Source organism: Microbacterium sp. A93, assembly GCF_051842835.1.
The window spans coordinates 30,734-46,252 of sequence record NZ_JBPXMT010000017.1 but is presented as its reverse complement, the minus strand read 5'-3'; the positions used below and the strand labels follow the sequence as shown (position 1 = coordinate 46,252).

The window sequence follows — 15,519 nt, the reverse complement described above, 5'->3', positions numbered from 1 at the left end:
GATGTTCCTTCAGCAACTCGTCGACGGCATCGCCACTGGCGCGATCTACGGCACCCTCGCCCTCGCGATCGTGCTCGTCTACCGCGCCTCGCACACGCTCAACTTCGCCCAGGGCGAGCTCGCGCTGCTCGGCGCCTATGTGTCATGGCAGCTGACCGCGTGGGGTGTGCCCATCTGGGTCGCTCTCGTCATCTCGATGCTCGCGCTGGCGATGCTCTCCGCCGGCATCGAGCGGGTGTTGTTCCGTCCCCTCGTGCGCCGGAATCAGCATCTCGCGCTGATCATCGTCAGCCTGGGCCTCATGATCGCGCTGAATGCGCTGATCGGATGGGCGTGGACGTATCAGACCAAAGAGGTGCCCGCACTGTTCGGCTCGGGCTCGTTCACGCTGGGGCCGATCTCGCTGTCACGACAGGATGTCGGCATCGCCGTTTGCGTGAGCGTTGCCGCCGTGGCGTTGGCCCTGTTGCTGGGTCGAACCCGGATCGGCCTGAGGATGCGGGCAGCTGTCTCGGCGCCGGAGTCTGCCGAGCTCAGCGGCATCTCAACCGGCAGGACCATGTCGACTGGCTGGGCGATCGCGGGGGCTGTCGGCGCTCTTGCCGGAACCCTCATCGCCCCTGAGCTCTTCCTGCATCCAGGCATGATGGCGCCGGTGCTCATCTACGCATTCGCTGCCGCCACTCTGGGCGGGCTGGACTCGCCACTGGGCGCGCTCGTCGGCGGCGTCACGGTCGGCGTAGTCGAGAATCTGGCGGGGACTTACATCCCGGTGATCGGTGGCGAGCTCAAGCAGGTGGTGGCGCTGCTCATCATCGTGGTTGTGCTGTTGGTCAGACCGCAGGGACTTTTCGGACGACGAGAGCTGGTGCGCGCATGACCGCGGTGACCTCCCCCATCCGGAATCTGCTGGCCGCGCGCACGCAGCGCACCTCGGTGAGTGAATGGCTGCGCCGGCCTCGTCCTGCGCTGGCCTTGCCGCGCTGGCTTCTGCTCGTGCTGCTCGTCGCGCTGGCGGTCGCGCTTGTGCTCATTCCGCTGGTGAACCCGAGCTACATCAACCTCACGGTCACGCTGGTGATGATCTGGACGATCGTCGGACTCGGGCTGAATCTGCTGGTCGGCTTCGGCGGCCAGATCTCGCTCGGCCACTCCGCCTTCTTCGCGATCGGCGCATACACGGTCGCCGTCGGCGGAGAGGCGGGGTGGCTGCATCCGTTCACGCTCATCGCCGCCGGCATCCTGCCCTTCATTCTGGGGTATCTGATCGGCCTGCCCGCGCTGCGGTTGAAGGGTCTGCAGCTGGGCCTGGTGACCCTCGCGATGGCCATGGCAACACCGGCCGCGATCCGGGCGTTCGAGCCGATCACGCACGGCAGCCGCGGCATCGCGATCGACGGAGATCCGCCCGCATGGATACCGCTCGCGCACGATCAGTGGGTCTACTACCTGGCACTGCTGGTCGTGGCAATCGCCTACGTCGTGACTCGGCGCCTCGCCCGCGGACGGCTGGGGCGATCATTCATCGCCGTGCGCGATGCAGAACTCGTCGCCGAGACACTGGGCGTGGACGTGTGGCAGACCAAGACGCGGCTGTTCGCGGCGTCCGCTGCCTATGCCGGCGTCGCCGGAGGTCTGTACGCGATGATGCTGGAGTTCGTCGGCCCCGAGAACTTTGGGCTGATGATGTCGATCTCGTTCGTCACGCTGATCGTCGTCGGCGGCCTCGCCACCGTGCCTGGCGCGGTGCTCGGAGCCCTGTTCATCCAGTACGTCCCGACGTTCACCTCCAGCATCAGCCCGTCGGCGACCGGCGCGACCTACGGCATCGTGCTGATCCTGTTCGCGTTCTTCGTGCCGTTCGGCCTGGTCGGCTTGGTCCGCGGTGCGCTCGCGCCGATCGTGGCGCGGATCCCTGGGCGGCGATAGCCTCCGGGGCGTTCGACAAGCGCAAATGGCTGCATCCGGTGGCCAGATTGAGTCATTTGCGCTTGTCGAACGGAGCACCAGCCTGTGGATACCCTTGGCGGCGGAGCCGGCGGCTGTGGCACGGTGTGCGGATGGGACGACGACAGGAGCTTCCGCCCGAGTTCGGGCCGACATTCGACGTGTAACCGCGCGGTTACACGGTGTGACACGCTCGCCACTGAGGCCGAGCTCAAGCTGCACGTGTGCGCGATAGGCGTCAACCTGGGCGATGCTCGGCACACTGCCGGTGATCGATCTGGTCGCCCTGGGCGACTACTTCTGCCGGCAATGGAGGGCGGGCTACGGGCGACCGAACGCCGGTCGTGCGCCGCTGGCTACGCGTGATGAGCTCAACATCGACGTGTTCGACGAGTCTGGACGGTTCCTGGGGTGCGTCGATATGGTCTATCCCGGCGAGAAGGTGGCGATCGAGTACCTCGGAATGTTGCACGGCGAGAGCTGGGCGCAAGACGTCGAGCGCTTAGCTGCGCTGCGCGCCGCGGGCTGGACAGTCATCGAGGTGACAGGCCCGCTCCTGAAGCGCCCCGCCGAGCTTGTCCGTCGGGTCTCGGCCGCGCTCGGCCGATGACGCGGCGTTCGACAGGCGCAAATGGCTCGATCTGCATGCCAGATGCCGCCATTTGCGCCTGTCGAACGGATAGAGCCCGACGCCCTCGTAGCAAACGCGAAACACAGTCGACGTACACTCGGATTCGCCACAAGCAGCTTTCTTCCCGAGGGGCCCACCCATGTCCAGCGAACCCATCACCGTCTCGATCCGCCGAGAGGTCGATCCCGCACGCATCTCCGAGGCGACGACCTGGGTACAGACCGGGGTGAATCTCGCCCACAAGTACCCCGGATTCCTGGGGTCAGGGTGGGTGCGTGCTGGCGATGATTCCCAGGTCTGGCACATGCTCTACCGCTTCGCGAGCACCGAGACGCTCGAAGCGTGGGAGCACTCGTCCGAGCGGACCTGGTGGCTGTCGATGGGCCAGGGCTTCGTCCGCAGCGAGCGCTCGAGACGTCGCACCGGAATCGAGGGCTGGTTCGACGAACCGGCGACCGGGGCCATCAACCTACCCGCTACAGCCGAATTCGACACTCCTCCGCCTGCGCCGGCGCGATGGAAGCAGGCCGTAGCGATCTGGTTGGGGTTCTTTCCGACGAATCTGCTCTTCACCTACCTGATGTCGCCGATCCCGGTCTGGGGCGAACTCCCCCTCTGGCTGCGCGTGCTCGCGACGACGCTCGTGCTGACGCCGATCATGACGTACTGGGTGCTCCCCTGGGTCACTCGCACCCTACGACGCTGGCTCGCCCGCTAGGCGCGGCGACGCTCGGACTCCGGTCAACCGGGACTCAGAGCGCGGTAAACCGCCAGGATGCCGCGGCCTCGGCACCGGGTTCGAGAACGATCAGGTCCACGCCGGAGTTGAAGGCATCGGGCGGGCATGTCATCGGCTCGACCGCAAGGCCAATCCGGTGGGTGGCCGGGTCCGGAGTGTCCGCCGTGTGCACCTGCACCCACGGGCAGCTCTCATCCCAACTCAGCGCCACACCGTGACCGTCCGCTGCCACGACCCGGACTTCGGCGACACCATCAGCCCGCGAGAGCTCGGTGAACGCGTGGTCGATGAAGACGTCGCCGATCGCGCGCGCCTCGCGGAAGTCCCATTCCGGATGCTGCTCGACAGGCTCCACCGCGACCGGGCTCAGCCGATCGGGGGTGACCGTGAGTACCTCAGATGCCGGAAGCGTGAGCGTCCAGTCATCCACACGGCCATCGCCTCCGACGAGATACGGATGCGGTCCGGTACCCCAGGGCGCAGCGTCCGCCCCGAGGTTGCGCGCCGTCACGGTCTGGGTGAGGCCGTCGGCTGCGAGGCGGAACTCGACCTCAACCTCGACGCGGAACGGGTACCCGAACTGCGGTTCGATGACGGCGACCAACACAACCCGGTCGCTCTCGACGAGACGGTCAGCGAACTCCGTCCAGGCCAGGAGACCATGCAGCGCGTGACCGCGGGCTGGCTCGGTGAGCGGCAGCTGATACTCGGCATCCGCGAAGGAGTACTGACCGTCGACGACGCGGTTCGGCCACGGAGCGAGCGTCGCACCACGGTAGGCGGGGCGGACCTCATCCGCGCCGAATGGCACGACGAGGTCGCGACTGTCGTACTGGAGCACGCGCAGCGACGCACCAACGCTGGCGATGGCCGCCTCGTATCCGTGTGCCGAGATGCGCAATTGACGACCGGATGCGGGGGAAGAAGCGTTCATGTATTCGACGATAGCCGTCGGGATCACAGCCCCTGCGCGAGACGGTAGTAAGCCTGGTTCCAGCGGACCTGCTTCTGGAATTCCGGCAGCGTGGTCTCGTCGTTGATCACGAGCAACTCAACCTCGGCCATCTCGGCGAAGTCGCGGAACGCCTCCAGTCCCACGGCGGTGGACATGACGCTGTGGTGTGCGGCACCGGCGGTCAGCCAGGCTGCGGCACTGGTGTTGAAGTCCGGCTGCGGCTTCCAGACGGCACGGCCGACCGGCAGATTGGGCAGTGAGGCACGCGGTGCGACGTTCTCGACCACGTTGGCGGTGAGGCGGAAGCGGTCGCGCATGTCACTCATGGCGACGACAATCGCGGGGCCGGGGTCGGCCGTGAAGACCAGACGCACCGGGTCGTCCTTGCCGCCGATGCCGAGCGGGTGGATTTCCAGCGTGGGCTTCACGCTCGTCAGCGACGGCGAGACCTCGAGCATGTGCGCGCCGAGGATGAGCTCGTCGCCGGGGGTCATGTCATAGGTGTAGTCCTCCATAAGGCTCGCGCCACCGGGGAGCCCCGCACCCATCACGTTCGCGATGCGCACGAGGATGGCCGTCTTCCAGTCGCCTTCGGCGCCGAAACCATAACCCTCGGCCATCAATCGCTGCACGGCAAGGCCGGGCAGCTGCTTGAGAGACCCGAGATCTTCGAACGAGGTGGTGAAGGCGCCGAAGCCGCCGTCTTCGAGGAACGACCGCAGTCCGATCTCGATCGCCGCGCCATCGCGGAGCGACTGGTGACGCTCGGCGCCCTTTCGCAGCTCAGGAACAACCTCGTAGAGCTCTTCGTACTCAGCGACGAGCGCATCAATTTGGGCGTCGGTGGCCGCATCGACAGCATCCGCCAGCTCGTTCACACCCCAGGTGTTCACCTGCACGCCGAAGCGCAGCTCGGCCTCGGTCTTGTCGCCCTCGGTGACGGCGACGAAGCGCATGTTGTCGCCGAAACGGGCGAGCTTCAGCGAACGGGATGCCGCGAACCCTGCCGCTGCGCGCTGCCAGGTGCCGAGTTCTTGCTGCACGCGCGGATCGCTGGCGTGGCCGACGATGGTCTTGCGCGGCACGCCGAGGCGGGTCTGGATGTATCCGAACTCGCGGTCGCCGTGGGCGGCCTGGTTGAGGTTCATGAAGTCGAAGTCGATGTCGGCCCAGGGCAGCTCGACATTCGCCTGCGTGTGCAAATGTGCAAGCGGCTTCTTCAGTGCATCCAGGCCGGCGATCCACATCTTCGCGGGGCTGAAGGTGTGCATCCAGGCGACGAGCCCGATGACGCGGTCGTCAGAGTTGGCTTCGAGCGCGGTGCGGCGAATCGCGTCGCTGTCGGTGAGGACGGGCTTCCACACGATCTTCACCGGCACGTCGCCCGCAGTGTCGAGCAGACGAGCGATCTCCTGCGACTGCGAAGCAACCTGCGCGAGCGTCTCAGGGCCGTACAGGTGCTGGCTGCCGGTGAGGAACCAGACCTCGAAGCCGTCGAGTGTTGTGTTGAGCGTTGACATGGTGTTCCTTTCACTCAGCTCGCGAGACTTCGCGTGTGTCACGTTTTCGGCCCGAAAAGGTGACATTCGTGAAGTCTCGCGGCTGGGACGGGTTAGAGCGAGGTGACGGCGGCGGACTCGATGGCGAGGCCGGCGCGGTAGCGGGTGAGGTAGGTGGCGAAACCCTGAACATCCGCGGGGGTCGGATCGACCGTCGAGATGGATGCCGTGGCGAACACCTGCTCGTCGAGGTATGTGCCGAGATCCGAAGATTCGGCGTGCGCGAGGTACGAGGCCAGCACCGCAATCCCCCAGGCGCCGCCCTCAGCAGCGAGCTCTCCGACAGCGACCGGGGCTCCGAGCGCACCGGCGAGGAAGCGCTGGGCGACACCTGCCGTGCGGAACATCCCGCCGTGCGCGAACATCCGGTCGAGCCCCACACCCTCCGCCTCCAGCACCTTCATGCCGAGCGCGAGCGTGCCGAACACGCCGTAGAGCTGCGCGCGCATGAAGTTCGCCAGGGTGAAGGCACTGTCCGGGGTGCGCACGAACAGCGGGCGCCCCTCGGTGAGGCCGGCGATCGGCTCACCCGCGAGGTGGTTGTAGGCGAGAAGGCCGCCGGCATCCGCTTCGCCTTCCAGCGCTTCGCGGAACAGCGCGTCAAAGGCAGCGTCGCTGTCGATCGGCTGACCGGCGGCCGCCGAGAACTGAGTGAACAGGCCCACCCACGCGGCCAGCTCGCTGGCTCCGTTGTTGCAGTGCACCATCGCGACGCCGTCTCCGGCTGGCGTGGTGACGAGATCGAGTTCGTGGTGCACCTCGCCCAGCGGATGCTCCAGCACCACCATCGCGAAGATGCTCGTGCCTGCGGAGACGTTGCCGGTGCGCGGAGCGACCGAGTTCGTCGCGACCATGCCGGTGCCGGCGTCGCCCTCGGGCGGGCAGAGCGGGATGCCGGCGGGCAGCGCGCCGCTCGGATCCAGCAGCTTCGCACCTTCGGCGGTCAGGGATCCGGCAGATGCGCCAGCAGGCAACACCCGCGGGAGCAGCTCCGTCACCGGCGCCGGGAGACGGTCGGCGGCCAGCGCGCTGTAAGCGTCCAGCATCCGCGCGTCGTAGTCGCAGGTTGCGGAGTCGATCGGGAACATGCCGGAGGCATCTCCCACACCGAGCACCCTCTCGCCGGTGAGGCGCCAGTGCACGTAGCCGGCGAGCGTCGTGACGAAGTCGAGGTTCGGCACGTGCGGTTCATCGTCGACGACGGCCTGGTGCAGGTGCGCGATCGACCAGCGCAGAGGAATGTTGACGCCCAGCAGTTCGGTGAGCTCCGCAGCGGCGACAGTGGTGTTGGTGTTGCGCCAGGTGCGGAACGGCACGAGCAGTTCGCCAGCCTCGTCGAAGCCGAGATAGCCGTGCATCATCGCCGAGATCCCGATGGCACCGAAGGTCTCAGGGCGGATGCCATGCCGCTTCTCGGCATTGTCGATGAGATCCGCGTATGCGGTCTGCAGCCCCTGCCAGACCTCGTCGAGCCCGTAGGTCCAGAGGCCGTCTTCGAGGCTGTTCTCCCAGGAGAAGGATCCAGTGGCGAGAACCTCGGTGGCATCCGGCCCGATCAGGCAGGCCTTGATACGGGTGGAGCCAAGCTCGATGCCGAGACTCGTACGGCCTGCGGCGATATCAGCTGCGGCGCTCACGCCCTGTCCAAGAGTCATCGGCGGGCATCCGAGTTCTGGCCGTACACGTTCTGGTACCGGTTGAAGAGGCTGTCGATCGCTTCTCGCGGAATCGGGATCACGGGCCCGGCTTCGCGGGCGTAGTGCACGGTGCGGGCGACGTCTTCGACCATGACCGCTGCCTTCACGGCATCCTTCGCGTCGACACCGATCGTGAACGGGCCGTGGTTCTGCATGAGTACGGCGCGCGAGCGGTGACCGGTCAGGGTCTCGACGACGCCGCGGCCGATGGAGTCATCACCGATGATCGCGAACGGTCCGACCGGGATCGGGCCGCCGAACTCGTCGGCCATCGCGGTGATGACGCACGGGATCTCCTCGCCGCGCGCGGCCCAGGCGACCGCGAACGTGGAGTGCGTGTGCACGACGCCGCCGACGCCGGGCATGTTCCGGTACACGTAGGCGTGGGCGGCGGTGTCGCTTGAGGGCGAGCGGTCGCTGCCGGCGGAACCAGGGATGACGTTGCCGTCGAGGTCGCACAGGATCATGTTCTCGGCGGTGAGGTCGTCGTAGGAGACGCCGGACGGCTTGATCACGAACAGGTCGGCGCCACCGTCTTCTGAAAGGCGCACTCGGCCAGAGACATTGCCGCCGGTCCAGACGACCAGGCCGTTGCGGACCAGTTCGCCGTGCAGTCGCGCGACGTCGGCGCGGACTGTCTGGATGGATGCTTCCACCTCGGCGGTGTAGGCGGGTGCTTCGTGGCTCACGGATACCTCATCGGATGCTCGTAGGGCTGTGACCGGTCACAGTTCCGGTCTCAGAAGTTTAGGCGTGCAGGACTCGGGGCGTCAAGATGACGCATTGGGAGCGGCAGGAGCGGCGACCGAGCGGCGCTCGATGAGTACGGGTTCGACAGGCGGGAGATCGGATGCCGCGGTATCCGTAACGCCATCGCCATCCGCACCGCTGTCGCCATCCGCACCCCCGGTGAGCGCAGCGACCGCGCGGCGCGCGAGCTCTTCGAAGTCCTGGCGGACGGTGGTGAGCTGCGGCCAGTAGAAGGCGGCATCGGGGACGTCGTCGAAGCCGACGATGCTGACGTCACCGGGCACGGCGACGCCCGCCTCGTGCAGACCGCCGATCAGCCCCAACGCCATCTGGTCATTTGCTGCGAAGACCGCGGTGACGCCGGCGTCGATCACCGCAGGCGCCGCCTCGTACCCGGAGCGCGCGGTCCAGTCCCCCTCGAGCACAAAGCCGGGCTCGAGCCCTCTGGCCGCGATCTCAGCGGCGAAGCCATCCGCACGCAGTTCCGCTTCCAGCCAGTGCGCGGGACCGGCGAGGTGTGCGATGCGGGTGTGTCCGACATTCGCGAGCGCGGCGACAGCGAGACGGGCTCCGGCGACCTGATCGACAGAGAGCCCCCGGGAACCGCGGCCCGCCGACTGCAGAGTCAACACGGGCACGCCCACGTGCAACGCCTCGAGGGCCTGCAGGGTGCGCGCGTGCGGCGTCACGACCACAATGCCTTCTACTCCCTGGGCGACGAGGTGCTCGACGGCTGCAGCGACGGCGTCCGGGTCGCCAGACTCCGCGAATGCCGCGCTCACCCAGTACCCGACGTCACGCGCGGATGCTTCGATCGCCGCGATGCTGCGCGAAGGGCCATACAGCAGCGTGTCGGACGCGAGAATGCCAATCGTGCGCGAACGGCGGGTGCCGAGGGCGCGGGCAGCGTTGTTCATGCGGTAGCCCAGCTCGTCCATCGCCTGCCGCACGCGGGCTGTGGTCTCGGCCGCAACGTCGGGATGGTCGTTCAGCACACGCGAGACGGTTTGCCGGGAGACCCCGGCGAGCGCGGCGACGTCCCTGACGCCGACGGTGCGGGCAGCGCCCGCTCTCAACTCGCTCACGCCGACCACTGTACGGCGATCCGGCACCCAGATATGACGTGAGACAAGCGCAAATGGCTCAATCCGGCGCGCAGATACCGCAATTTGCGCCTGTCGAACGGGTGACGAGTCACCTCCGCCGAGTGCTCTCCCTGATGACGAGCTCAGGGACACGCATCACTGCCTGAACGGGCGAGTCCTCATCTCGGAGCTGAGCGAGCACCGCCGACACTGCTTCCTGGCCGAGCGCGGTGAAATCCTGTCTGACCGTGGTCAGCGGCGGCGAGAAATGCGCGGAGTCGGGCAGGTCGTCGAAGCCGACGACGCTGATGTCTGCGGGCACCTTGAGCCCGGCATCCTGAACCGCGTGCAGGAATCCCAGTGTCATCTGATCGTTGCCGACGAATACTGCGTCCGGAACGCGCTCTGCCAGCAACTGCCGGCCGAGGCGATAGCCGGAGCCAGACGACCAGTCTCCGCGCAAGGGCTCGGCCACCGGCATCGCGGCGTCGACGAGCGCATCGCGCCAGCCGCGCAGTCGCTCCTCGGCATCCATGGATCCTGCCGGCCCCGCGATATGCACGATGTCACGATGGCCGAGTTCCTGCAGGTGCCCGACGGCACGGCGCGCGCCACCGTACTGGTCGAGGCTCACTCTCACGCCGCGCCCGCGCACCTCCGACGCGATCGCGATCAGAGGAACGCCCAGCTCCCACCCGTCGAAGGCGTCGAGCACTCCCCGCTCGGACGCGAGCAGGACGATGGCTTCGACACTCTGCCGAATGAGCATCTCTGCCGCTGAGCGCAGGGTCGGGCCCTCAACGTCAGTGGGGTGAGATGCAATGACTGCGTAGCCGGCCTCGCGCGCCGACCGGTTGAAGCTGAGCACGATGCTTGATGGACCGAAGTCCGGCAGGCCCGTGGCGACGAGACCGATCGTGCGGGATCGCCGAGTGACGAGCGCGCGCGCTGCCTGTGATGGCACATAGTTCAGCTGACGGATCGCCTGCTCGACACGCTCACGGGTGGTAGCCCTGACATTCGGGAGATCGTTGAGCACCCGCGACACGGTCTGATGAGAGACCCCCGCCAGGCGGGCGACGTCGAAGATCGTCGTCGTGGCCCGCGGCCGCTCGTCGTTCGGACTCACCGGCTCCGCCTGCTCCCCTCGGGCGTCCTGCGACGCTTTCCTTTCCCCATTATCGCGTCATGACCGGCCGCGCTCCGGCACGTCACGTTTTGCGCGCCGTAAGCACCCGCTGCAGGCCGATGAAGGCAAGCAGCAGCGCACCGATGAAGATCTTCGTCCACCACGACGACAGCGTGCCTTCGAAGGTGATGATCGTCTGGATGATGCCGAGCACCAGCACCCCCAGAACCGATCCGAGCACGAAACCGTATCCGCCGGTGAGGAGAGTGCCGCCGATGACGACCGCCGCGATCGCGTCGAGTTCAGTGCCGATCGCAGTCAGCGGATACCCGGAGAGCGTGTAGAAGGAGAACAGGATGCCTGCGAGCCCTGAGCACAGACCGCTGACGGCGTAGACGAGCACTTTGGTGCGTGCGACAGGAAGCCCCATCAGCACGGCGCTGTTCTCACCCCCGCCGATCGCATAGACCGTGCGACCGAACCGGGTTCGGTGCAGCGTCCACACAGCGGTGGCCACGATCACGAGCGCGATCACCACACTCCAGGTGATCGACATTCCGCCGCCGAGCGGGATGCGCGTCACCGCCAGAGCGATGAACGCTGGATCGGAGATCGAGATCGAGCTTTGGCTGATGACGTAGCAGAGCCCGCGGGCGAGGAACATCGCGGCCAGGGTCGCGATGAACGGTTGCACCTTGAAGTAGTGGACCATCAACCCCACCAGCAGCCCCAGAAACGTGGTGGCCACAATGACGAGCGGGATCACAATGCCGGCGGGTACACCTGTCTGCAGCAGACTCGCCACCATCATCGTCGAAAGAGCCACCACCGCGCCGACGGACAGATCGATGCCGCCGGTGAGGATGACGAACGTCATTCCTACCGCGAGCACGATGAGATAGGCGTTGTCGATGAAAAGGTTGAGGATCACCTGCCCCGCGAAGAATCCTTGGTAGCGGATGCCGCCTGCGATGAACACCGCGACGAACAGGATCGCAGTGACCAGCACCGGTCCGTACTTCGGACTCGTGAACGTGGCCCGCACGCGCTGCAGGAACAGCTCGATCCCGGTGGCAGCCTTCGAGGTGGAGGCCTTCGCAGTGGGCGCCGGCGTCTTGACGTGCGTGTTCATACGGACACCGCTTCCTTGCCTGCTCGCAACGCGAGCCTTCGCCGCAACGACGCGAACGCCTCGTTCGTCGTCGGTGACTGCAGCAGGCACACCAGCGTCACCACAACTGCCTTGAACACCATCGTGATGATCGGCGGAATGCCGACCGTGTAGACCGTCGTGACCAGGGTCTGGATCACGAGCGCTCCGACCACCGTGCCGGTCAGCGAGTACTTACCCCCGGCGAGCGAGGTGCCGCCGATGACGACGGCGAGAATCGCGTCGAGCTCGATGAACAGCGCAGCGTTGTTCGCGTCGGCGGCCATCGTGTTCGCCGTGAGGATGAGCCCCGCGGCGGCCGCGCACAGCGCCACGAAAATGTACACGAGGAACAGCAGCGCGCGAGAGCGCACCCCCGCTTGCCTGGCGGCCTCTGGGTTGATCCCGACGGCTTCGATGAGCATCCCGAGCGCGGTGCGTCGAGTGAAGACAACGGCGATGAGGAAGGCGCCGGCTGCAATGTAGACCGCGACAGGGATGCCCCACAGGAAGCCTGCGCCGAGCATTTTGAATGGTGCGCTGCTCACCGTGAGGATCTGCCCCTCGGTGATGAGCATCGCGGCCCCGCGTCCCGCGGTCATCAGAATCAGCGTCGCGATGATCGGTTGTATGCCGATGACCGCGACGAGAAATCCGTTCCATGCACCGAGCACGAGCGAGATCAGCACGGCGGTGAGGATGGCCACCGCAACAGTTCCCGGATTCGCGGGGTCGGGTGCGCCGAGCAGGATGCTGCAGGCCACCGCGCCGGCGATCGCGGCGACGGCCCCGACCGAGAGGTCGATGCCGCGGGTGGCAATGACGAGCGTCATCCCGATTGCGACGATCATCATCGGTGCACCATTGCGCAGGATGTCGATCAGGCTGCCGTAGAGATTGCCGTCGCGGATCGTGATGGAGAAGAACCCGGGGAACGCGATGACATTGATCAGAAACAGGATGCCGAGCATCACCAGCGGCCAGACCAGCCGGCTGGAGGCGATCCGGGCGAGCAGGGCACTCATGCGGTCACTCCGAGGTCTTCGTCCGCGTCACCCTCGGCGATGAGGGCGAGCAGGCTGTCGATGGTCAGGTCGTCGTTTTCGAGGTCTGCGACCTTGTGCCGGTCGCGCATGACAACTATTCGATGGCTGAGCCGCAGCACTTCCTCGAGCTCGGCGCTGATGAACACGACGCTCATGCCGTTCTCGGCGAGGCTGATCACGAGTTTCTGGATCTCCGCCTTCGCACCGATGTCGATGCCGCGGGTGGGCTCGTCGAGGATGAGCAGGCGCGGGGCGACGGCGAGCCAGCGCCCGAGGAGTACCTTCTGCTGGTTACCTCCGGAGAGGTTGCGCACGATCGCATCCGGGTTCGCTGGACGGATGTGCAGGGCGTCGATGTAGCTCTGCGCGAGCTCATCCTGACGCTTGCGCGGGATCGGGCGAAACCAGCCGCGATCGGCCTGCAGCGCGAGGATGATGTTGTCGCGGACGGTCAGCTCATCGACGATGCCTTCGGCCCTGCGGTTCTCACTGGAGAATGCGATCCGCCGTGAAAGCGCCTGGCGGGGCGTGCGTAGGCGGATGCTCTCGCCCTGGATGGCGATCGTTCCGGTGTCTGCTCTGTCGATTCCGCCGAGCAGTCGGGCGACCTCGGTACGGCCGGAGCCGAGCAGGCCAGCGAAGCCGACGACCTCGCCCTCGCCGATGCTGATGTCGACGGGGAAGACGGCGCCCTTGCGTCCGATTCCTGTCGCCTGGATGAACGGGACAGACTCCGGCGAGCTCTGCTCGTTCTCACGGACGCGCTGCTCGAGGTCTTCGAGAGCGCCGACTTCCTTGCCGATCATCTTCTGCACGAGTTCGATGCGCAGCAGTTCGGGGGTCAGGTGCTCGCCGACGAGTCGGCCGTTGCGCAGGACCGTGAGCCGGTCGGCGATTTCGTACACCTGGTCGAGAAAGTGCGAGACGAAGAGAATGGCAACGCCTCCATCTCGAAGGTTGCGGATGATGCGGAAGAGTTCGGTGACCTCGTCGGCGTCGAGGCTCGAGGTCGGCTCGTCGAGGATCAGCACCTTTGCATTGATGTGGATCGCGCGAGCGATGGAGATCAGCTGCTGGATCGCGAGCGAATGCGTGCCGAGCATCGATTCAGGGTCGACGTCGAGGCCCAGGGTGTCCAGCACGGTGCGGCTCTGTGCACGCATGGACCTGACATCGATGGAACCCCAGCGGCGCGGCTCACGGCCGAGCATGATGTTCTCGGCGACGGAGAGATTGGGGAGGAGATTCACCTCCTGGTAGACCGTGCTGATCCCGGCATCCTGCGCCTGCGCGGTGCCGTGGAACGACACCGGGGCGCCGTCGAACTCGATGCTGCCCGAGTCGATCTGATAGACGCCGGTCAGGGCTTTGATCAGCGTCGACTTGCCCGCACCGTTCTCACCCATCAGTGAGTGCACTTCACCGGGGAACATCCGGAATGAGACTGCGTCGAGGGCCTTGATTCCGGGGAACGAGACCGACGCATCGCGGATCTCAATGATCGGGTCGGGGTGCGCGGTCGGGGCTGCGGGTCTGCTCAGCTCAGTCATCCTGCTTCTCCATCGAAGGCGAAGCCGGGAGCGGGTGATGCCCGCTCCCGGCAGGGTCGTGCTCAGTACTGGCGGTCGGGCAGCGCCTCGATGGCCTGCTCCTGGGTGAAGGTGGTCTCTTCCGTCACGATGCGACGTTCGACGGTACCGCCTTCGTTCAGAGTCTCGACGATGTCAACCAACTGTGCGCCGAGCAGCGGCGAGCACTCGACGATGAAGTTGATCTTGCCGTCGGCGAGCGCTTGCATACCGTCCTTGACCGCGTCGACGGTGACAATCTTGATATCGACGCCCGGAACAAGCCCGGCCGCCTCGATCGCCTCGATCGCGCCGAGACCCATGTCGTCGTTGTGCGAGTAGACGAGGTCGATGTCCGGGTTGGACTTGAGCAGCGCCTCCATCACCTGCAGGCCGCCGGCGCGAGTGAAGTCGCCGGTCTGGCTTGCGACGATCTCGAACTTATCGTCTTCACCGATCACCTCGGCGAAGCCTTCGGCACGGTCGATCGCCGGTGCAGCACCGGTAGTGCCCTCCAACTGGACGATCTTGACGGAGTCCGCATCCGCGAACTCTTCAACGACCCATGCGCCGGCCTTCTGGCCCTCTTCGATGAAGTCGGAGCCGAGGAAGCTGACGTACAGCGACTCGTCCTGCGAGTCCACGGCACGGTCGGTGAGGATGACGGGAACTCCGGCGGCCTTGGCCTCGTTGAGCACCGCGTCCCACCCGGTCTCCACGACCGGAGAGAAGGCGATGTAGTCGACGCCCTGCTGGATGTAGGAGCGGATCGCCTTGATCTGGTTCTCCTGCTTCTGCTGCGCGTCGGAGAACTTCAGCTCAATGCCGGCATCCTTGAACGCCGCCTGGACGTCCTTGGTGTTCGCCGTGCGCCAGCCGGATTCTGCGCCAACCTGAGCGAACCCGACAACGAGTTCGTCGAGGGCCTTTGGCCCGTCTGATCCGCCAGCGGCAGGCGTTTCACCGCCCGAGGCGCAACCGGCCAGGCTGAGCAGCAGGATGCCGGCCGCAGCGATCGAAATGAGCTTCTTCATGGGTGAACCTCCTTGTTCGTCCGGTACCAGTACGGGGATGAGCCGCGATGCGTACGGGGCGGCCGCCATGGCCACGTTCGAAATGTTAGCGCTCACTGTTAGCGCTCACAAGTGTCTTATGAGGTCGAAAAGCAACGAATGCATCACGGCCGCGGATCTTCACATCGTCCGGCGTGTGCGATCGGAATACATCGATGTACTCTCGCGACTGATCCGACGACGCAGCTAA

The 15,519-nt window shown here is 66.2% G+C and carries 14 protein-coding genes; 4 read left to right on the top strand and 10 right to left on the bottom strand.

The features are described from left to right. Window position 1 precedes the first annotated feature (1 nt). The 4 genes from ACSU1G_RS31700 (at window position 2) to ACSU1G_RS31685 (ending at window position 3,296) form a co-directional block, all read left to right on the top strand. Complete coding sequence (locus ACSU1G_RS31700; protein ID WP_439285176.1) at window positions 2-880, top strand: branched-chain amino acid ABC transporter permease; 879 nt, start codon at window positions 2-4, stop codon at window positions 878-880. Beyond that, a complete protein-coding gene (locus ACSU1G_RS31695) occupies window positions 877-1,929 on the top strand; it encodes a branched-chain amino acid ABC transporter permease (RefSeq protein WP_439285174.1) in 1,053 nt (350 codons plus the stop codon). Before ACSU1G_RS31700 ends, ACSU1G_RS31695 begins: the two co-directional genes overlap by 4 nt. Before the next feature lie 268 nt (window positions 1,930-2,197). Continuing rightward, a complete protein-coding gene (locus ACSU1G_RS31690; protein WP_439285172.1) occupies window positions 2,198-2,557 on the top strand; it encodes a hypothetical protein in 360 nt (119 codons plus the stop codon). 160 nt (window positions 2,558-2,717) lie between these two features. Beyond that, entirely contained in the window at window positions 2,718-3,296 is a 579-nt protein-coding gene (locus ACSU1G_RS31685) for an antibiotic biosynthesis monooxygenase (protein WP_439285170.1), read from the top strand. A 34-nt stretch (window positions 3,297-3,330) separates the two neighbouring features. Here ACSU1G_RS31685 and ACSU1G_RS31680 read toward each other — a convergent pair whose 3' ends face one another. The 10 genes from ACSU1G_RS31680 to ACSU1G_RS31635 form a co-directional block, all read right to left on the bottom strand. Then, a complete protein-coding gene (locus ACSU1G_RS31680; protein ID WP_439285168.1) occupies window positions 3,331-4,251 on the bottom strand; it encodes an aldose 1-epimerase family protein in 921 nt (306 codons plus the stop codon). A gap of 23 nt (window positions 4,252-4,274) precedes the next feature. Further along, a complete protein-coding gene (gene araA, locus ACSU1G_RS31675) occupies window positions 4,275-5,792 on the bottom strand; it encodes an L-arabinose isomerase (RefSeq protein WP_439285166.1) in 1,518 nt (505 codons plus the stop codon). 92 nt (window positions 5,793-5,884) lie between these two features. Next, window positions 5,885-7,486, bottom strand: coding sequence for a xylulokinase (locus ACSU1G_RS31670; protein ID WP_439285164.1), 1,602 nt, complete (start codon window positions 7,484-7,486; stop codon window positions 5,885-5,887). Beyond that, a complete protein-coding gene (locus tag ACSU1G_RS31665) occupies window positions 7,483-8,217 on the bottom strand; it encodes an L-ribulose-5-phosphate 4-epimerase (RefSeq protein ID WP_439285162.1) in 735 nt (244 codons plus the stop codon). Before ACSU1G_RS31665 ends, ACSU1G_RS31670 begins: the two co-directional genes overlap by 4 nt. 81 nt (window positions 8,218-8,298) lie before the next feature. Then, window positions 8,299-9,363, bottom strand: a complete 1,065-nt coding sequence (locus ACSU1G_RS31660; protein ID WP_439285160.1) for a LacI family DNA-binding transcriptional regulator — start codon at window positions 9,361-9,363, stop codon at window positions 8,299-8,301. 109 nt (window positions 9,364-9,472) lie between these two features. Next, entirely contained in the window at window positions 9,473-10,492 is a 1,020-nt protein-coding gene (locus ACSU1G_RS31655; protein WP_439285158.1) for a LacI family DNA-binding transcriptional regulator, read from the bottom strand. A gap of 82 nt (window positions 10,493-10,574) precedes the next feature. After that, window positions 10,575-11,624, bottom strand: a complete 1,050-nt coding sequence (gene yjfF / locus ACSU1G_RS31650) for a galactofuranose ABC transporter, permease protein YjfF (RefSeq protein WP_439285156.1) — start codon at window positions 11,622-11,624, stop codon at window positions 10,575-10,577. Beyond that, on the bottom strand, window positions 11,621-12,667 hold the full coding sequence (locus tag ACSU1G_RS31645) for an ABC transporter permease (RefSeq protein ID WP_439285154.1): 1,047 nt from the start codon (window positions 12,665-12,667) through the stop codon (window positions 11,621-11,623). Before ACSU1G_RS31645 ends, yjfF begins: the two co-directional genes overlap by 4 nt. Beyond that, window positions 12,664-14,238 (bottom strand): sugar ABC transporter ATP-binding protein, encoded by a 1,575-nt coding sequence (locus tag ACSU1G_RS31640; protein ID WP_439285152.1) that lies wholly within the window; start codon window positions 14,236-14,238, stop codon window positions 12,664-12,666. Before ACSU1G_RS31640 ends, ACSU1G_RS31645 begins: the two co-directional genes overlap by 4 nt. Before the next feature lie 62 nt (window positions 14,239-14,300). After that, on the bottom strand, window positions 14,301-15,290 hold the full coding sequence (locus ACSU1G_RS31635) for a substrate-binding domain-containing protein (RefSeq protein ID WP_439285150.1): 990 nt from the start codon (window positions 15,288-15,290) through the stop codon (window positions 14,301-14,303). Between the last annotated feature and the right edge of the window lie 229 nt (window positions 15,291-15,519).